Annotated in this window: 14 protein-coding genes and 1 tRNA gene; 7 read left to right on the forward strand and 8 right to left on the reverse strand. The window is 54.9% G+C overall.

The genetic code is table 11. The features are described from left to right. Positions 1-72: 72 nt before the first annotated feature. Positions 73-300, forward strand: a complete 228-nt coding sequence (locus tag BUC04_RS13370; protein WP_067664040.1) for a helix-turn-helix domain-containing protein — start codon at positions 73-75, stop codon at positions 298-300. Continuing rightward, complete coding sequence (locus BUC04_RS13375) at positions 297-2,279, forward strand: DUF2075 domain-containing protein (RefSeq protein WP_067664037.1); 1,983 nt, start codon at positions 297-299, stop codon at positions 2,277-2,279. The genes BUC04_RS13370 and BUC04_RS13375 overlap by 4 nt, the downstream gene beginning before the upstream one ends. A gap of 198 nt (positions 2,280-2,477) precedes the next feature. On the opposite strand, the gene BUC04_RS24290 is transcribed toward BUC04_RS13375, so the two are convergent. From BUC04_RS24290 to BUC04_RS13405, 6 genes are all read right to left on the reverse strand, one after another. Then, on the reverse strand, positions 2,478-3,086 hold the full coding sequence (locus BUC04_RS24290) for a GIY-YIG nuclease family protein (RefSeq protein ID WP_067664035.1): 609 nt from the start codon (positions 3,084-3,086) through the stop codon (positions 2,478-2,480). A 175-nt stretch (positions 3,087-3,261) separates the two neighbouring features. Further along, complete coding sequence (locus BUC04_RS13385) at positions 3,262-6,417, reverse strand: type I restriction endonuclease subunit R (protein ID WP_067664032.1); 3,156 nt, start codon at positions 6,415-6,417, stop codon at positions 3,262-3,264. A 30-nt stretch (positions 6,418-6,447) separates the two neighbouring features. After that, on the reverse strand, positions 6,448-7,347 hold the full coding sequence (locus BUC04_RS13390) for a GIY-YIG nuclease family protein (RefSeq protein WP_067664029.1): 900 nt from the start codon (positions 7,345-7,347) through the stop codon (positions 6,448-6,450). 167 nt (positions 7,348-7,514) lie between these two features. After that, positions 7,515-8,408 carry a hypothetical protein gene (locus tag BUC04_RS13395; protein WP_067664026.1) on the reverse strand — a complete coding sequence of 298 codons (894 nt, stop codon included), beginning with the start codon at positions 8,406-8,408 and terminating at the stop codon, positions 7,515-7,517. Beyond that, positions 8,398-9,804 (reverse strand): restriction endonuclease subunit S, encoded by a 1,407-nt coding sequence (locus BUC04_RS13400; RefSeq protein WP_067664023.1) that lies wholly within the window; start codon positions 9,802-9,804, stop codon positions 8,398-8,400. Before BUC04_RS13400 ends, BUC04_RS13395 begins: the two co-directional genes overlap by 11 nt. Then, positions 9,804-11,819 carry a type I restriction-modification system subunit M gene (locus BUC04_RS13405; RefSeq protein WP_067664124.1) on the reverse strand — a complete coding sequence of 672 codons (2,016 nt, stop codon included), beginning with the start codon at positions 11,817-11,819 and terminating at the stop codon, positions 9,804-9,806. The genes BUC04_RS13400 and BUC04_RS13405 overlap by 1 nt, the downstream gene beginning before the upstream one ends. 171 nt (positions 11,820-11,990) lie before the next feature. On the opposite strand from BUC04_RS13405, the gene BUC04_RS13410 reads away from it, so the two are divergent. From BUC04_RS13410 to BUC04_RS13420, 3 genes are all read left to right on the forward strand, one after another. Beyond that, positions 11,991-12,698, forward strand: a complete 708-nt coding sequence (locus tag BUC04_RS13410; RefSeq protein WP_067664020.1) for a hypothetical protein — start codon at positions 11,991-11,993, stop codon at positions 12,696-12,698. A gap of 169 nt (positions 12,699-12,867) precedes the next feature. After that, positions 12,868-13,053: a helix-turn-helix transcriptional regulator gene (locus tag BUC04_RS13415; RefSeq protein WP_067664017.1), complete on the forward strand. Its 186-nt coding sequence runs from the start codon at positions 12,868-12,870 to the stop codon at positions 13,051-13,053. Positions 13,054-13,062: 9 nt separating this feature from the next. Continuing rightward, entirely contained in the window at positions 13,063-15,417 is a 2,355-nt protein-coding gene (locus BUC04_RS13420) for a DUF3987 domain-containing protein (protein WP_067664014.1), read from the forward strand. Between the two features lie 489 nt (positions 15,418-15,906). Here the strand turns inward: BUC04_RS13420 and BUC04_RS13425 are convergent, their stop codons facing one another. Together BUC04_RS13425 and BUC04_RS13430 are read right to left on the reverse strand one after the other, a co-directional pair. Further along, positions 15,907-17,148 (reverse strand): integrase domain-containing protein, encoded by a 1,242-nt coding sequence (locus BUC04_RS13425; protein WP_067664011.1) that lies wholly within the window; start codon positions 17,146-17,148, stop codon positions 15,907-15,909. A 176-nt stretch (positions 17,149-17,324) separates the two neighbouring features. Further along, positions 17,325-17,401: transfer RNA gene (locus BUC04_RS13430), tRNA-Ile, on the reverse strand. A 210-nt stretch (positions 17,402-17,611) separates the two neighbouring features. Between BUC04_RS13430 and BUC04_RS13435 the strand changes: the two genes are divergently transcribed. Further along, positions 17,612-18,247, forward strand: coding sequence for a peroxiredoxin-like family protein (locus BUC04_RS13435; protein ID WP_067664008.1), 636 nt, complete (start codon positions 17,612-17,614; stop codon positions 18,245-18,247). A gap of 147 nt (positions 18,248-18,394) precedes the next feature. Then, complete coding sequence (locus BUC04_RS23965) at positions 18,395-18,556, forward strand: hypothetical protein (RefSeq protein WP_156480039.1); 162 nt, start codon at positions 18,395-18,397, stop codon at positions 18,554-18,556. Positions 18,557-18,567: the final 11 nt, after the last annotated feature.

The following is an 18,567-nucleotide window of genomic DNA, read 5'->3' on the forward strand; positions in this document are numbered from 1 at the left end:
TGACTCATAGTCCGTAGACCAATAGGCTACACACGCAGACTATCTATCCCATAGACATATGGGGTATGTAGATTGAAATCAAATGTTTGCCATGAGTTTGGTGCCCGAATAAAACAGTTGCGCCAAGCCAAGGGACTGAGCCAAGAGCAACTTGCCGATATTGCCGAGTTAGACCGCACCTATATCAGTGGTATAGAGCGCGGTATACGCAATGTCGGGTTAGTTAACATCGATAAACTGGCGAATGCACTACAAATTACGCTGGCTGAGCTGTTTCGATTTGAGCGGATGCAGCCATGAAGCGCGCCCTGTACTCCGCCTCTCTGCCACAGTTTTATGTAACCTCCGCCGAAGAAGTCTGTGGGACCATCACCACGGGCCACACACAGGAGATCGTGCATGAGCAGACCGGCGCATGGCTGACACAGGTTGAAGTGTTACGGCGAGAGCAGCTGTTCTCACCAGAAGGACATATCTTCTTCGAATTCCTAATTCCTCGGATGGGTCGCCGAGCCGATGTAGTGCTTCTTTATCGTGGTGTTCTCTATGTCATCGAATTCAAGGCAGGTGAAAAGGCCTACCGCTCAGGGGACATAAGACAAGCCGAAGGCTACGCACTGGATCTCAGAAATTTCCATCAAGGCAGCCATGACAAGACCATCGTACCGATACTGGTCGCAACGGATGCCCCAACGGCAAGTTGGCAACTCGACTTTCCCGATCAAGGGTTTGGGGGAAGAGTGGCGAAGCCAATCTGTACCAATGCCAAGGCTTTGCACCAAGTCATAGATCAGATCGCGGATACGCTCGCCTTGCCAGAGATCACCGAAGTCAGTGGTTGGGAGTCGTCACCTTACATGCCAACCCCCACGATTATCGAAGCCGCACAAGCCCTCTATGGCGACCACCAGGTCGAGGAGATCGCCCGACACGATGCGGGAGCGATCAATCTAAACCAAACCTCTCAATGCCTCGACAGCATCATCCATCAAGCTCGTCTGGAAAAAAGAAAAGTCATCTGCTTTGTCACCGGTGTTCCAGGCGCGGGTAAAACCTTGGTCGGACTGAATGTAGCCACCAACCATGCCAACCCTGAGGATGAAGAGCACGCTGTATTCCTTTCTGGAAATGGACCATTGGTCTCGGTTCTCAGAGAAGCTTTGGCTCGTGATGAAGTGCAACGACTAGGTGGTGCCATCAGTAAGACACAGGCACGCCGGAAGGTGGAGTCCATGGTCCAAAACATTCACCACTTTCGTGACGAGTATGTGCAAAACAACGATGCTCCAAAAGATAAAGTGGTCATCTTTGATGAAGCGCAACGTGCTTGGGATCGAGCGATCGCTTCAGACTTTATGCGAAGAAAGCGAGGACAGCGAAACTTCGATAAATCGGAGCCAGAGTTTCTGATTGAGGTAATGGATCGCCACAGCGACTGGTGCGCCATCGTGACCTTGATCGGCGGTGGCCAGGAGATAAATAAAGGCGAAGCCGGTTTGTCTGGCTGGATAGATGCGCTAGCTTCTAGGTTTCCAGATTGGCAGGTGCATTACTCAAACCAATTGAAGCAAGCTGAGTATGCCGGGGGCAGTGTTGACTTAAAGTTATTGGGCAGTCGTGGACAGAGTACTAATGCGCTTCATTTGGCTGCCTCTATGCGCTCATTCAGGGCGGAGTACCTATCGCACTTTGTTCATCACTTGATTCACAATGACAGCTACCAGGCCGCTGAGTACTTCGCCAAATTAAGAGGCAACTACCCCATAAAGTTGACCCGCGACCTCACGAGGGCGAAAGCCTGGTTGAAATCGATGGCCCGCGGCGTGGATAGCCTAGGCATGGTGGCCGCTTCCGACAGTCAGCGACTCAAAGCGGAAGGGATTTTCGTCAAAAATGAGATCGACCCGGCCGTTTGGTTTCTCAACGATCCGAAAGACATTCGGTCTAGCCATTTTCTCGAGGATGTAGCAACAGAGTTTGATGTTCAGGGGTTGGAACTGGACTGGGTGCTAGTCGCATGGGACGCTAACTACCGCTACACCAATGGACAATTTGAGCAATGGCAATTTGCCGGTACTAAATGGCAACACAGACGCGGTGAAGCAAAGCAACGATACCTAGAAAACGCCTATCGCGTGCTATTGACCAGAGCTCGCCAAGGTATGGTGATCTTCATTCCGGCTGGCAACGACGAGGACAGCACACGGAAATGCTCGTTCTACGACGAAACGTATCACTATCTCAAGGCCTGCGGTATACCAGAGCTAGCTATTGGGTAGCTCAAACATAAAAGGCGCAGCGGTTACTAACCTGCTGCGCCTTTCTGTATATGGTGGCCCCTGAGGGACTTGAAGCCACCGCTGAAGCGCCCGCCATATCATCACCTAGCACATAGAAGACCCGGCCCGTGTTACTAACTGTGTTACTAAAAGTGAGCGCTTGGGAGTTTTGTGCTTTTGGCAATGCTATGAACTACGCTAAGTTGCTTTCCGACCGCAGCTTGGGCATTGGCGGTAAAACCCAAGACCGGTCTTCTTCGATATGCTACGCCCACACCCCTCACAATTCCGTTGGTAACTCCGTTGATTCACGCTTCTTGCTCTTAGCCGGTCAGCCTCAATGCGCTCCCGAACTCGCTTTTGGATCTCGTCTGTCGATGCCCGAAGTAGTTCTTTTAGCGGGTGCTTACCTTGAAGGTCTCTGACTTGCTCTTCAAGCTCCGCCACTTGCCTTTCCAAGTGAGCGCACTTTTTTTGCCACTTCCCTAGCTCCCTGACATGTTTGTCCAGCGATATTTTCTTGAAGGGTTCTAGCGCGCACTCCACCTCATCAAGCGTAGCGTAGAAAAACTCCTGCTCTCTTTCGGAAGGGACGCCCGAACGAACAAATCGCTTATGGATGCTCCTCTCGACTTCCACAGGGTCATCGACAAGTACTGATGAAACAACTTCCCAGTCAGTGAAGCCGCCATAGCCTTGAGTGTTGAGTTCTCTAAGCCGCTTCTCCACGCTGCGGCCATGCGTCATCCCAACTTTGCAAAACCTAGCGTTAGACTTGGGCCGCAAGTGATATACGTAACCAGCCATTAGGCATCATTCCTTGATAGGGTCTTATCCCTTTGCTCTAGCATGCTAATTCTAAATCCTAGTACAACAGGCTGATTACGTTAAAGAATAAGGGTAACCATCCCATCGTGCATACCCCTCCTCACTCGGTAGGCTCGGACATGCCGTTGCCTTTTTGTCGCATATAAACGCTCGACTAAATGCCAGCCTGTATCCCCTTAACCAACATCCCCAGCACCAGTTTGTTGAACTCCCGTGCCACATCATCATTCGAGAGATACTCGGTCGTCAGTTGCTTGTGAGACGCCATCGCTTCGATCATGGCTGTCTGCATCGCCTGCGGGAAATCCCCCATCATGATCTGGGCCTCACTGTTGTTCTCCACCTGGGCCATCACGGTTTCGTTCTCGCTGATCTTGGACACAGCCCCCTGCAGCAGGGTCAGCTTGTCGCCGTCGGTGGTCTCAGCGCCGAACAGGTCGTTCATGCGCTCCAGGATCTCCGACAGCATATCCTTCTTTTGCTCTTTGGGAGCCGCACTGCCCATGGCCGTAGCGCCTATCAGGCCACCACCTTCGCCCTCTTTGAGCTTAAGGTCTTGGGTGCGCTTCTCCTTCAGGCTGTAGTGGCTGAGCACCACGGCATCGAGATCGATCTCTTCCTCTTCGATCACTTCCTGGCGAAGCAACGGAGCCAAGTGCCTAGCGAACACGTTCAGCTCTTCCAGCTCCTCGTCGTTGAACGGGGTGATTTGGGAGACAAACTCATAAAAGCGCACATAGCTGCCCACATCCTTCTTAAAGATGTCCAGCTCACTGCGCGCCTCCTCCGCCATTTTGACGCTGCGCTCGGCATTGGCCTTGTCTGCTTCCGTCCCCTTCAGCGCAATGGCCTTCAGGGTCTTCCTGGTCTCTCTGAGGGTCTCATTGGCGTGCTGATAGCGTTTGATAAAGCGATCGGCTGCAGGCTTGATATAGCCGGTCAGGGCCTGCGCACCCCGCTTGGGATCGAAGTAGGCATCAGCAAAGGCCTTCACCTCACTGCGCACAATGATGGTGCTGTCTTCCAGCTTGTGTTGCAGGTCGTACACCACATTGGGATCGGTCGGCGTCTCGATCTTTGCGACCTCGAAGTACTCTTGGAACTCGTCTTGAATGTCCTGTGGCTCATTGACGAAATCCAGCACATAGGTGCTGTCCTTGCCCGGATAAGTGCGGTTAAGACGCGATAGGGTTTGGATGCAGTCCACCCCGGTCAGCTTCTTATCCACGTACATTGCACACAGCTTGGGCTGATCGAAGCCGGTCTGGAATTTGTTGGCCACCAGCATGACCTGATACTCATCGGTATCAAACTTCTGCCGCATCTCGCTCGGCTTCAGCCCTGGATTCATGTTGGACTCGGTAAAAGGCACCGGGCCGCTTTCCGGGTCGTTCACCTCACCAGAGAAGGCCACCATTGCCTGAATGCGCTTGTAGCCCTGCTCCTTCACGTATTTGTCGAACGCCAGCTTGTAGCGCACCGCTTCCATCCGGCTGGACGTCACCACCATCGCCTTAGCCTCACCGGCCAGCAGGTGCATGATGTTCTCACGGAAGTGCTCAATGATGATCTTGGCTTTCTGGCCAATGTTGTGTGGATGAAGTGCCACCCATTTTGACAGCTTAGACTTGGCCTTTTTGCTGTCCACCTCCTCGTCCGCTTCTTGGCCTTTCATCGCCAAGCGGTACGCCAGCTTGTAGTTGGTGTAGTTCTTCAGCACATCCAGGATGAAGCCTTCCTCGATGGCCTGACGCATGGTGTAGCAGTGGAAGGGCTTAGGCTTGTTCTCAGCGCTTTGCGGGATAGTCGGGTCATCCGGGCGGCCAAATAGCTCCAGGGTCTTTGCCTTGGGCGTCGCGGTAAAGGCGAAGTAACTGATCTTGTCCGAACCTCCCCGTGCCGCCAGCGTCGCGTTCATAACGTCCTCGGCTGACCACTCCTCGTCTTCCTTCAGCTGCTCGGCCATCAACACTTCACGCAGTTGGCGAGCCGTGCTGCCGCTTTGGCTGGAGTGAGCCTCATCGGCGATCACTGCGAAGGTACGATCCTTCAAGCCGGTGCTTTCCTGAATGGCCTTGAGCACGTGCGGAAAGGTCTGAATGGTGACAATGATGATTGGCGTGTTGCTGGCCAGTGCTTCGGTCAGCTTGGCCGACTTGCTGCCCTGCCCCTCATCCCGGTTGATCTTACCCACCACTCCATCGGCGTGCTCGAACTGGCCGATAGTGTCCTGCAGCTGACTATCCAGCACGGTACGGTCGGTAATAACGATCACAGAGTTGAAGTACTTATCACCTTGGGTGTTGCGCAGCGATGCGGCCTGATGGGACAGCCAGGCAATGGAGTTGGATTTACCAGAACCAGCAGAGTGTTGGATCAGATACTTCTGGCCCGTGCCTTCAAAACGCACCGCATCCAACAGAGAGTTCACCACACTCCACTGGTGATAGCGCGGGAAGATCATGGTCTCCTTGCGCTGTTGATTGCCCACTGCGTCGAATTTCTCTTTGACCTCGAGGTGCATAAAGCGCTGCAGGATTTTCAGCAGGTTGTCGCGCTGGAACACTTCATCCCACAGGTATTCGGTGGCGTAGCGGTTCTCATCTGCAGGGGTGTCGTTGCCCGCGCCGCCCGCCTCTGTGCCCCGGTTAAAGGGCAGGAAGAAGGTGTCCTTGCCTGCCAGCTTGGTAGTCATCGCCACCTCGAACTGGTTCACCGCAAAGTGCACCAGGGCACCGCGCTTAAACTTCAGCAGCGGCTCATCTTTTCTGTCCGTCTTAGGTTTGCGGTCATAGCGGTACTGCTTCTTAGCGTTCTCCAGGCTCTGCTTGAAGCAGGACTTCAGCTCCAGCGTAGCGACGGGCAGGCCATTCAAGAACAGGGTGAGATCGATGCGGCCATCGTAGCCATGTGGGCTGTAGATGAGCTCAGGCACCACCCTAAGGCGGTTCTTGTGATAGCGCAGGCTTAGCTCGGGGTTGAGCTCAGAGTCCGGCTTAAAGCTGGCCACCTTGATACGCACGCCGCGATCTTTGATCTCATTGCGCAGCAGCCACAGCGTGCCCTCACGTTCTAACTGGCGCACAGCGGCATTAAGCAGATGGCGCTCCGGCTCCTTGCCATAGACGGCGGTATAGCGCTCCCATGTGTCCGGTTGGGTCTCCTGCACATAGGCCAGCAGGTCTTCCGGGTACAGCGCCCGCTCTTTGTCGTAGTTGGCGGTATTGCCCACCTGCCAGCCCTGAGACTCCAGAGCAGCGATGATGTGGTTTTGGAAGGTCAGCTCCAGGGCTTTGGTATTACTGTTCATTCCCATATTCTCAAATCACATGATTCAGTGTTATTCCGGCGAATCCAATTGTTGCTGCTGCCATTCGCCATAGGTTTGCGCCTTACCTTCAACAACCCACATCTTGCGACCGTTGCAGTTGTACCCGCACAGCACCGCAGCGGCGGCACTAGGACTGTTGAAGGCATGGTCATCAATGAACTTCGCACTGTCTCCATCCTGCTCGATGACACCACTCTCCAACAGTGACAACCACAGTCCATGGTAATTGCTGTGACTGTTTCGCCCCTGCATCTTCGCAACCGCTCCCGCAGACACCACAAACTCGCCATCCACTTCCTGCGCTACCGCACTGACACCATGTTTAGTTACGGCCAATTCAAAACGTGGAGCAGACTTCTCCGCTAGTGCCGTAACCTTTGCGCCGGGCTCACGTAAAAAGTCATAACCCAAGGCCGGCAACAGGGTCTTTATCTGCTCAATAAAGAACGCCATATCGGCCAAGTCCGCCTCGGGCAAGGCGTCGTACTGGTGCTCAGTGCCATTAACCAGGCTGCATCGTCCTGAGCCTTTAGCCATCGCCATTAACTGACACTCCAGATACTTTATATGGGCCTTGGTCAGGTTCTGATCCTTGCTGGTCACCAAACACACCTTTTCCCAAAAGTCCTTGCCGCCCTTTCCCTCTGGCCGGTTATGCTGGCGAAGGCGATCAGCCACATTGTCGGACTCGCCGATGTAGACCTTTGGCCGACTACTATTGTCTGGATCCGGCCCCACCAGAAAGTACACCCCGGTGCGGGCACACTCTGGACGCTTTACCAACTCCGCCAGGCGACTGCGGGGAGCCGTCAATACGTGACCCGTCCAGTTAACAATCTCGGCAGTAAGAAGTCCGTGGGGGCTGCCATCGACTAAAAATAAACGGATGCTGCGTCCCTGCACACTCATAACTCAGTCCTTAACTTTTCAGGCGGATGTGCCTTGTATGACATGGTTCCTTACGATCTTGGCGATGCGTTGACGCTCGGCGGGTAGATCCGGAAACGCTTGGACCCACTGCCCCCTGTAGCGCCAGGGAGATAACGATATGATTTTGGAAGTTCAGCTCTAGGGCTTTAGCGTCCATGATCATTGTGCTCATTGCCTTGGTCGTAGTATTGCTTCATAGCACTCAATAGGCTTCTCCCATTTGGGCTTTGCGTTAAATAGATGTAAGCTGACAGCCAGTTGTTCTGTAACGCAAAGAACAAATCCAAAAAATATTCCTGTTCCCAAGTAAAGTCTGCTGTATTGGCTTTAAAGTTGGTGGTTATTGGCTGAGCCTCAGCAACGATTTCATTGATGAAATCCGTTTCAAGCGGATCGATGCCTGCAATAAAATAGCGGTCATCAATTGCTACGAGCGTGAACCGCCCGTTTGCAACCATGCGCATTGCTATCTCCACGACTTCATTGTGCGCCTCTTCAGGAATTTGCCATAACATTTCTACCCAATCGCGATCTGGCAAATAGTTATCAAATACAACCTTCGCATGAGCATGTAGTGGCGGACCTGCTAGTAGTTCCGCATCTGCATTACGGATGAACTGGCGAAGAACCACTCCAAAGGTTTCGGCAGCGGTCTTAGCTTCACGTTCATAAATTTCGTGCTTGATGCGACGAAACATGGTGTAAGAAACAAGCAGTTCACTATGGAAACTAGGTGGCCTCAGGTTTCTAGCCAACATCAAAATACTTTCATCTATGCGTAGCTCTTGATCCCGCTTTTCTTCAATACGGCGGGTCTCTAGCTCCTGATGATATTTACGATATGCGATGATCGCAGTGATTGCGGTTGCAAGACCACCGAGCCCTTGAAAAATGTCCCATAATCCCCCCGAGACGAAGCCCCAAAGCTTGGCAACTGAGATAATGGCAAAGAACCCAGCAGTCCAAACCATTAGATGGGAGCCTATCAGCACGCCCATTGCGAACACCCACTTCGGCTTTAGCTCTTCACTAAGCGACATGATTTGTCTCGGGGCGCTCCCAGTCGCGCAGGTCGATTTTACCGGTAACGGCGGCGGAGATAAGGGCAGTACGGCGTTCTTGCATCAAGTCGATGGCGCTTTGGGCTACGGAGATTAACCGCTCATATTCTTCGAACTTTACATCTAAGTATGACGCTATCCCCTCGATCTCTTTTTCACTTTTGGGGACTCCGATCTTTATGTTGCCTACTGTGTCTGTGTTCAAATTGAGCTGCGTCCCCATTTTCCCTAACCCTTTATATGCCTCCCCTGCCGCAAAAAGGTAATAAAGAAACTTAGGCTCAATCGAAAGTTCCGGGAAGTACACAAAACCATCGTGGATACAGGCTTTTACTCCTGTAATACAAGGCTTTCCAACTGTGCCGGCGATACTGAGAAAAAGCTCTCCAGGTTCGAGTTTGACACTCAGGCTCGAGCCCAGAGGGGAAAGCTGCTGCTTCGTTGTATTTAGGTACATACCTGATGCCGAGACATCTGCAATCCTTACCCATGCATAGGAGCCTTCATCATCGAAGTATTTGGGATCATCAATTGGGCGGGGTGAAGCCCCCCTCATCACTTTCGATAACCGCTTGATTGCCATTACCTCCCAATGCTCAGGCACTTGGCCGAGCCACTCGATGCCGGAGTCTTTGAGGGGGGTGTCGGGGTTGAGGCCCTTGGTGACGGCGTGGGATATCACCGCCTGGCGCTTCTCCTTCAGCAGTTCGATCAGGCGCTGCTGCTTGGCGATCAGGTCGTCAATGCGGGCGGTCTCGTAGTCGAGGAAGGCAGCGATGGTGCGCTGCTCATCGTATGGCGGCAAATAGAAGCTGTAATTGCCAATGGCTTGTTGAGATATCCCAAGAAAAGTAGCCCCCGTACCGTTGACTTTGATAAAACCTTGAAACAATTCGGTCAGCAGAAAGTAGAACAAGAATTTAGGGACATAGGATGGCTCTGCCCCATCTATTATCAATGGCCGAAACAGTAACAAGTGGCTATTCAAGCATGACGGACCAGGAAGGCTATCAACAAATGCCATCTTCCCCATCGCAGCCCCATCCTTCATTAGCAGAATATCCCCCTCTCGGAGCTGAATATTGCTATCCAGGTTGTACCGTTCCATTGATACTCTTGGGCAACGTTCCCACTCAACTGCGCAGTTCCTGAAATGCGCGCTACTAACAACGTGGGGGCCTTCGTCTCGGTACTCGGACGCCTTAAGCCCCTGCCATCCAAGCCTGCCTTTTAATGAAGATTCAAACTTGACGCGTGTAGGCTCCTGCCAATGCTCAGGGACCTCGCTAAGGCCTTCAACTTTTGATTCCTTGTACCGTGGGTACGGCATATATCTACCTTGACCAGCCTGCACCTTCTCCTTTACTTCAGCCATTAGGAGTGCACCTCTGCCAGCAGGGTCATGATCTCCCTGGAGACCTCATCCAGATCAGCGTCAATGGCTTCCAGTGAGCGCGGCGGCTGATACTGGTAGAAGTGACGATTAAAGGGGATTTCGTAGCCCACGATGCCCACCTGGCCATCCAGTTCATCGGCCTTGCTGGTATCAATCCAGGCATCCGGCACATGGGGTAGCACTTCGCGGGCAAAATAGTCGTTGATGTCCTCGGACAGCGGCACAATCTCGTTGTCACGCAGATCCGGGTTGGCCTCCGGCTGGCCCTTGCTTGTGCACACCTCTGCCGCGTCGTCCTGCTCGCCGATATGTTTGCAGATCAACTTGAAGGCCGGGGCAGGCAGCTTGATGCCGTCCATTTGGCTTACCAGCGCCTTCTTGAACTGATCCCGAGAAAGCAGCTTGTCTTGAGTAAAGCGACCCAAGGCGGTGAGGATGGCGGACTGCAGGGTGCCATCCAGCTTGGCCCACGGCTTATCGGCCTTCATGGCCTCAATACGTTCGGCATTGTGAGGCTCAAACGCCAGCTTGAGCGGACGCTCGACAGTGATGCGGCGGTAACCGAAGTCACGGGTGCTAAACAGCTTGGCGATATCGCTCTGTTCTATCTCGGCTTTGTCATAACGGCTGTAGAGGGCCACCAGTTCCGCCAACACCTCGTCGGTCAGGAACTTACGTTTGGAACCCAAGGATTTGCGCATCGGGCTGTGCAGATCAGCAGCATTGACCAACAGCACCTTATTCTTACGTTCCACTGGCTTGTGGTTGGACAGCACCCAGATGTAGGTGGCAATGCCGGTGTTGTAGAACATATCGGTGGGCAGGGCGATGATGGCATCGAGCAGATCCTGCTCCAGGATAAAGCGGCGGATCTCGCTCTCACCACTGCCCGCACCGCCGGTAAACAGCGGGGAGCCATTGAGGATGATGCCAATACGGGAACCCACAGTGTCGGCGGTCGGCTTCTGCATCTTGCTGATCAGGTGCATCAGGAACAGCAGGGAGCCATCGGAAACCCGTGGCAGGCCCGGCCCAAAGCGACCATCGAAGCCCCGCTGGTTGTGCTCGTCCTTAACGGTCTTCTCAATCTTCTTCCAGTCCACGCCGAACGGCGGGTTAGAGAGGCAGTAGTCAAAGCGGTTGGCGCGCAGTTGATCGTTGGACAGGGTGTTGCCCAGCTTGATCTGGCTGATGTCCTGGCCCTTGATCAGCATGTCCGCCTTACAGATGGCGTAGGACTCAGGGTTCAGTTCCTGGCCGAAGGTGCGCAGCACGGCGTTGTCGTTCAGCTCGTGCAGGTACTCCATGCCACAGGAGAGGAAGCCACCGGTGCCCGCAGTTGGGTCATAGATGGAGCGGATGATCCCCTGCTTGGTCAGCGCATCGTCGTCGGTGGCGAACACCAACGAGGTGGTCAGGCGCACAATGTCGCGCGGAGTAAAGTGCTCACCGGCGGTCTCGTTGCTGCTTTCTGCAAAGCGGCGGATCAGATCTTCAAACACCAGGCCCATGTGGTAGTTGTCCACCGCCTCCGGCGACAGATCGAAGTGGGCAAACTTCTGCACCACCTTATAGAGCAGATCGGCCTCATCCAACTTGGTCAGGCTGGTCTCGAAGCTGAAGTGCTCGAAAATCTCGCGCGCCTCCTTGGAGAAACCACGCACGTAAGCGTCGAGGTTGTCCCAAATTTGGGTCTCACCCAGTTTGGACAGGTCCAACTTGGAGGTGTTGTAGAACGCCTGCCCACCGGCATTGAGCAGGAGCTTATCAGCGGCCTCGTCCGGCATGTTCTTGGTGGTTTCGACCATCGCCAGCACCTTGTCCTTGGACGGCGCTAGAACGCATTCCAGGCGGCGCAGTACGGTAAAGGGCAGGATGATGCGACCGTACTGGGACTGCTTGAAGTCACCGCGCAGCAGATCAGCGACAGACCAGATCAGGCCCGCCAAAGAGGAGGTATTGGCATTCATGGAGGTGGGGGTCTCTAACAACATGGGCATCCGTGCCGGTTAATTAAGTGCGATCAATATGAGCCCCAGTCTATCCCCGCCCATACCCCCAAACAACCAGACCTTTGCGTCAAGATTCCGAAAGTGGGAGGGCCCTCCACTGGCGCAGTTTTCTCATGTACATTGGCCCACATCCAATGTTGTAAGGAGACGATCATGGATCCGATGCAGGTTTACGCCTGGCAAGAGGAGTACACGCTTCACGAGGCAGCTTGCTTGCTGCTGGACCAAGAGCCTTTTGACCCCAGCAGTTACGCCGATGACCCTCGTAAGAGCCGGAGCTACAAAGCCCTGCTTCGCACACTTCGGGCTGCAGTATGCGATGGCCACTTGTCCGCCATGGCGACCAGATTCACCGAGTACGCGAGCAAGTATCCTGCGTACGTGGATGAGCATGACCAAACGCAGCGGCTCCGATTGCCATTGGAGGGCGCAGGACGTGCAGAAGATGACTACGCTGGCTTTATCGATGCCTCCGGAACGGTCGTACGCCAACAAGCACTGGCCGCGTGGGTAGAGCAAAGGGGGATCAATGGGAAATTTGCTGATTTGATCCGTGTAAATCTTGTTCCATCGGCCCATACCGATGCAGCCGCCTCCTTGGGTGAGGCCCCTTATGCCGATCCGAATTCGGAGTTCTTCGCCCCGAAGCTGAATGCAGCTGTGGCAGCACACGTTTATATCGCAAGAAATCCGACAGTCCAAAAAGGGCGTTCTCATAAACAGGCCATTAAGGCTTTTTTGGTAGAGAACGGAGAACGTCTTGGGATTGCCAACGAGGGCGGAGAGGTACCCAAAGCTACTTTGGAAGCGATTGCCATGGTGGCGAACGCGCAACCTCAAGGCGGTACTCCAAAATACTAGCAACAGCCCTCCCCTAGCCGAAGCCCCATCCGATGGGGCTTTTCAGCACTTTTGTTAGACTTTTAAACCTCCCCTCCCCCCAGGTTCTACCTCCCCCCACCTCCTGTTTGGTGCCGTTCTCTTTGGGCAACCTGAGCCCGAGTCCAACACCTACTGAGGAAGTACGAACATGGCTATCAACGTAATCCGTCTGCCTAAGGTCATCACCAAAACCGGGCTGTCCCGCGCCACCATTTACGCCCTTGTCAAAGCGGGTCAATTCCCCAAGCAGATCAAGCTCGGTTCCCGCAGTGTCGGCTGGGTTGAGTCGGAGATCGACAGCTGGCTGGAACAACAACTAGACCAACGCGGTTAAGGAGGGCTTATGCAAACCAAAGCAGTGTCCCAATCGCCTTGCCGCTTTCTTTGGGCCGAGCACTTGTCCCAAACCGATGGTTTTGGCGAATGCTGTTACAACGAGCTGCTGGCTCACGTCGAAATCCCTAGCAACTACACCAACAAGCGTTCTCTCCCGGCGTTTTTGCCGTCGCTGGCCAAAGCGAAGACCAAGGAAGCCGTACTGGCAGCGGATGCCCAAACCGCCTTTGTGCTCGACATTGATGACGGCGCAGTGTCGGCAGAAACGCTTAAGCAGCAGTTGGAGAAGCTCGGCTGTAACTATGCCGCTTACTCCACCTTCTCCAGCACCGAAGAGGCCCCACGGTGGCGAGTCATCCTGCCCCTCGCGGAGCCAATCCCGGTTGGCGACTGGGTGCAAGGTCAGGAATACCTGGCTAATAAGTACGCAGCCGACCCGTGCTGCGCCCGGATACAACAGCTGAGCTTCGCGCCCGGCATGCCGCCAAGTGGCCATTACGACTCATGGTCGGTGTCTGACCTGGGGGATCTCGATGCAAAAGGCCAACAATGGGTGCAGCAGGTTCACCAGTACCAACAGCACGCCTTTGAACAGGAGCAGGTGCGCTTCGAGCAAACAGCCGCCCCTATCCGATCGACGGACCTCACCTCGGACGGCCTTTTCGAGGCGATTAAAGCTGCATACCCCCTCGAAGCGGCGCTGACTCAAAACGGGTTTCGCCGTATTGGCTATAAGTACCTGCCGCCGGAGAGCGAGAGTGGAGTAGCCGGTGTGATGCTGTTCACCGACTCCCAAGCGGGCTTTTGTCACAACAGTAGCTGCCCACTGCACAACGGCGGCGACAGCTTCGACGTGATCGATGTCCTCCGTCATTACCAGTATGGGGGCTGCATGAAGACCTTGGTCAACGTTGAGCGAGCCAAGCTCCTACCCACCACCAGTGCACGTACTAACAAAGAGGCCGTGAAAACTGCACCAAAGCCAGAGCAGACGGAGTCCGCCAGCTGTTCCCAGAGTGCTCTATCACCAGTCGGAGCGAATAGCTCAGGCTTGGCGGAGGTTTTTCAGGCCAGCCAGATTGCACGCTTTGGCGTCGAGGTGGCGAGCAGCGCCCAGTTCCCGGTGCTGAGCAGTGTCATGTCAACGCTGGGTGTCTTCTCGGGCTTGAGCAGTGCGGTTTACAGCGCACTCTATCCGGATGGCACGCGCCTAAACACGGGCCTGTATGTGGTCGTTGAGCAGCCGCCTTCAGCTGCAAAGTCCCGAGTGCTGAACAGCGCCACCAGTCCTATTCAAACAGCGGTGCAGGCGCTGAACAAGTCGTGGCGAGATAACGCCGAAGCTTCAGGTGATGACGAACCTGCACGTTGCTTTCGAGCGTTCGCTACCAACGGCACTGTCGAGGCCATCGAGCAATCCGTCGTGTCCAAGAACAACGGCCACTTCTCGCTGGCCAGCGCAGAACAAGGGCTCGTTGATGTCTTGCTTGGCAACACCCGAGGCAAAGACCGCCATCAAGACAACGATCTTGTCCTTAAGGGCTTTGGCGGAGAGCACCACTGGTCTCTGCGCGTCACTCGCTCAGGCTACGAGGGCAAGATCCATGGGGCCATTATCCTTCTGGCACAACCGGGCTCGATGGAGAAGGTGGTAGAGGGCTCCCATGGTCAAGGTATCGCAGAGCGTTTCTTGTTCGTCTCTGAGCCCAACCTGATTGGCAAGCGTAACTACAGTCATGGGCAGGTTGCCAAGCGCAGCGTGCTGCAAGATCGTTATGAGCATGGCGTGGAAGGCTTGACCCTCAAACTTGGGCAACTGCCCTCTAACAACCTCGAAGACACCATCCCTCTGGCATTGACCGACGAGAGCTGGCTCGCCATCCGAGACTACCAACAGCAGATTGAGCCGTTGCTGGCCGATGGGGAGTGCTACAGCCATGGGATCCTGCGCGGAGCGTTCGGGAAGGCCGATATCCAGATCATCAAGGTCGCGGTCAATCTCTACGTTGCAGAGTCCCTCATGCTTGGCCAGCAACCTAAGTTGGAAATCCCCGTCACCTGGGTAAAACAGGCTATTCAGATTGTCGATGCCCTGCTCCGAGACCTTCCCGAACTGCTGGATGAGAAAGGCATCGCAGGCGCAAAAACCGAATGCGAGGCCGTGATGAGGATGTTCAAGCCGGGTATGGCCATATCGGAGCGGGACGTCATCAAAAGTCGAATAAGAGTGCTCCCGTTTAAAGAGATGACGGGCAACCGCTCAAAGGTCATTAGACAGGCGCTAGCTCGATGCGTTGCAGCTGGGGATCTAGTGCGTACGGCCGACGCGAACGGGAAGCCTGTCTACTACATGCCGAGGTAAAACAATCGCCGGTTGCCGTAGCGTGTCGTATGGTGTCGTGCTCATCTGACATTAAAAAGCCCCCTGCAGGCCCCACTCAAAGGGCAGTGGGGGGCATGTCGTAATTGTCGTATCGAAGAAAGGGCACACACCCACATCGCTACAGCCAGCACACCTACGACATCTACGACATCTACGACATCTACGACAATACAGGAGCATCGGGGGCTTGGGCCTTATCCGCTGCCGGGATCCGCTACGACAGACTACGACCAGTCGGAAAAGCCAAAAAAACCGAGAATTTTCTTAGGCAATATATGAAAAGGGGGGTACCCCCTCTGGGCGTTTGCACCCTCCCCCTACCCCTTAGCAGCGATCCTTCTCTGCCCCCTTCCTAAGGGCCTTTGCAGATGCCAGACCACAAAACGCCCACGCAATGCATTGGCTCTGGCGCAAACACCAACTTCCCCGACACACACCGCGCCAAATTGCAGCCATTTCGTATAGGGTTTAAGTGACAACACGAAGCGCCGCCTGGTTGGTCAGCTCGAACTCGCCACGCTTAGCCCGCTCAATGTGCTTTCCCCACCAGTCCATCATCAACCGGCGACGCTGCAAGTATTCAGCTCGGTTGTAAGCAGCACGCACTTCGTTGCCATCCATGTGCGCCAATGCGGATTCGATGATGTCTGGTTCAAACCCCTGCTCATTGAGTGTCGTGCTCGCCAGCGAGCGCAGACCATGGGATACCAGCTCGCCATGGAAGCCTATGCGCTTGAGCGCTTGATTGGCCGTCTGGGTGCTGGCATGCCCGAGGGGATCGCCCCGCTTGGGGAACACATACTCGCGATGGCCACTGATCGCCTGCATGTCATTGAAGGCATTCAACGCCTGATCCGACAGCGGGATCTTGTGCGCACGCTTCATCTTCATGCGCTCTGCGGGAATGACCCAGAGTGCACCTTCTAAATCGACCTCTTCCCAACGGGCTTCTGCCACCTCGTTCGGACGAGTCATCGTGTGCAACTGCAGCTCGATCATTAGCCGTGTCTGAGTGGCCAGTGAACCGCCGTGCAGCTTAGCCATCAGCTCTGGAAGGCGCTCTGGGGTCAGGGAGGGCATGTTGCGTGGCTTAGGGGTTTCAAATGCCTTATTGATACCAGTCAGGTTATTTGCGCCCACATACCCCGCATTTGCTGCGTAGGTCATCAACTGGTTCAGTGCCTGGCACAAGCGTTTTACGGTTTCCAAGGTCCCAGCAGCCTCAATCGGACGCAAGACCTTGATGACCTCTTGGCGAGTCAGCTCCGTGATGGGCCGCTTACCCAATGCAGGCAATACATGCAGCTCCAGCCGACGCCAAATCTTGTCCGCTTGCTGCTCAGAGACCTGAGTCCGTTTTACCTTGAGCCATTCCTCACCGATGGCCTCGAGCGTGCTCAGCTTCGATTGGCACTTCGCCAGCAGCTCCTCAGCTTTGTTCTCGACGGGGTCAATGCCATTGGCCAGAAGTCGCTTGGCTTCTGCGGCACGCTCACGCGCATCCGCTAAAGACACCTCCGGGTAGCCGCCCAACCCAAGATTGGTGCGCTTTTTGGTATATGGCTTGGCGTAGTTCAGCAGCCAGCGTTTCGAGCCCGTGTTACTAACACGCAGCATCAAGCCACCACCATCGGCCAGATTGTACTGCTTGCCCGTCGCCTTGGCGTTCTTAACTGCCGTAGCCGTAAGGGGATTTACTTTCCTTGCCATTTTAGTAACACGACCTCGCAACCCTGGGTGCTCGTGTTACATACCGTGTTACTAAAAAGGCCGGATGTCAATGAAAGCCATGGGACGGCAGCGGAAAGAAAAAAGCCCCAAAACACTGTTTATCAATGCTTTGGGGCTTGATGCGTTGTCTGGTCAAATCTGACAACGTCCTAATATGGTGGCCCCTGAGGGACTTGAACCCGCGACCAAGCGATTATGAGTCGCCTGCTCTAACCAACTGAGCTAAGGGGCCTGAAACTGATGGGCCAGCGTTACGCTGACACTGCGGGCCGGGGCCCGACGAGATGGCAAGTATACTCAAGCCCCAAGCCAGTGTCATCCCTGCAGCCAGGGGCCAGACTCGGTTCCAATTCAACTGCTTAAGTTTTGTTCCCGTGGTGTGAAATGAGATGCCGTGCCGTTCGGTCTTTTGAGGCGACATTCACCACTGGAAGGTAACTTCATGTTGTTCAAATCCTTATTGGCCGGCCTGCTGGCTCTTAGCACCCTGGCCCCTGCCCTGGCCGATAACGCTCCGCGCCAAACCCAACCCGCCGCCAGCCCGGAGGCGGTATCACCACTGCTCAATGGCATGGCGGTGCCCGCCATCGAGGTACAAAACAGCGATGGCGACGCGGTGTCGCTCAATGGCCTGCTGCAGGGTAAGCGCTCACTGGTGCTGTTCTACCGCGGTGGCTGGTGCCCCTACTGCAACGCCCAGTTGGCTGGGCTGCAGGAGATTGAGAAGGAGCTGGCTGAGCTGAACATCCAGGTGTTGGCGCTGGCACCGGAGCCGCCGGAGAAGCTCAAAGAGGGCGAAGGCAAGGGCAACTACACCCTACTGTCGGATCGTAACCTCGAGGCCAGCTATGGCTTTGGCCTGGCCTACACCCTGGATAAGGGCACCAGCGGCAAGTACAAGGCACGCTTTGGCGCCGACCGAATGAAGCAGGATGCCCAAAAACTGGTGGTGCTGCCTGCGCCGGCCGCCTACCTGGTGGATGAGAAGGGACTGGTGCAGTTCTCCTATGTGAACCCCAACTACCGGGTGCGGGTGTCGCCGCAGCTGCTGCTGACCGCTGCCCAGCTGATGGAGTAAAGTTCATCGAGCAACAGGTCGCGGAGTAGCAATTCATGGCGGCGCCTGCCGCGCCGCCAGATTCGCGGTTCATGAGGGCCAACACGGGGCACTTTGGGCCAAGGTGGTATACCAGTAGGGCCCTTTGGCTACTTTCGGAGTGTCATCATGTTGGTCCGAACTTCCATTACCGCTATTACCGCGTTTTCCCTGATTGCCCTGGGCTACCTGCTCAAGGACTTCACCAACTCCTACCTCACCTGCGGCCTCTATATCGGCATCGGCGGCATCATCACCCTATCGGTGTGGGACGAGTTCGCCCCGGAGTGAGCTTGCTTGCC

The sequence above is a fragment of the Ferrimonas marina genome, assembly GCF_900129905.1.
In the GTDB taxonomy this organism is placed as follows: Bacteria; Pseudomonadota; Gammaproteobacteria; order Enterobacterales; family Shewanellaceae; genus Ferrimonas; species Ferrimonas marina.

Bases quoted from the DNA above. Each gene is read 5' to 3' on its own strand.
- BUC04_RS13375 (WP_067664037.1), top strand. From the start codon at position 297: ATGAAGCGCGCCCTGTACTCCGCCTCTCTGCCACAGTTTTATGTAACC.
- BUC04_RS24290 (WP_067664035.1), bottom strand. From the start codon at position 3,086: ATGGCTGGTTACGTATATCACTTGCGGCCCAAGTCTAACGCTAGGTTT.
- BUC04_RS13385 (WP_067664032.1), bottom strand. From the start codon at position 6,417: ATGAACAGTAATACCAAAGCCCTGGAGCTGACCTTCCAAAACCACATC.
- BUC04_RS13390 (WP_067664029.1), bottom strand. From the start codon at position 7,347: ATGAGTGTGCAGGGACGCAGCATCCGTTTATTTTTAGTCGATGGCAGC.
- BUC04_RS13395 (WP_067664026.1), bottom strand. From the start codon at position 8,408: ATGTCGCTTAGTGAAGAGCTAAAGCCGAAGTGGGTGTTCGCAATGGGC.
- BUC04_RS13400 (WP_067664023.1), bottom strand. From the start codon at position 9,804: ATGGCTGAAGTAAAGGAGAAGGTGCAGGCTGGTCAAGGTAGATATATG.
- BUC04_RS13405 (WP_067664124.1), bottom strand. From the start codon at position 11,819: ATGTTGTTAGAGACCCCCACCTCCATGAATGCCAATACCTCCTCTTTG.
- BUC04_RS13410 (WP_067664020.1), top strand. From the start codon at position 11,991: ATGGATCCGATGCAGGTTTACGCCTGGCAAGAGGAGTACACGCTTCAC.
- BUC04_RS13415 (WP_067664017.1), top strand. From the start codon at position 12,868: ATGGCTATCAACGTAATCCGTCTGCCTAAGGTCATCACCAAAACCGGG.
- BUC04_RS13420 (WP_067664014.1), top strand. From the start codon at position 13,063: ATGCAAACCAAAGCAGTGTCCCAATCGCCTTGCCGCTTTCTTTGGGCC.
- BUC04_RS13425 (WP_067664011.1), bottom strand. From the start codon at position 17,148: ATGGCAAGGAAAGTAAATCCCCTTACGGCTACGGCAGTTAAGAACGCC.
- BUC04_RS13435 (WP_067664008.1), top strand. From the start codon at position 17,612: ATGTTGTTCAAATCCTTATTGGCCGGCCTGCTGGCTCTTAGCACCCTG.
- BUC04_RS23965 (WP_156480039.1), top strand. From the start codon at position 18,395: ATGTTGGTCCGAACTTCCATTACCGCTATTACCGCGTTTTCCCTGATT.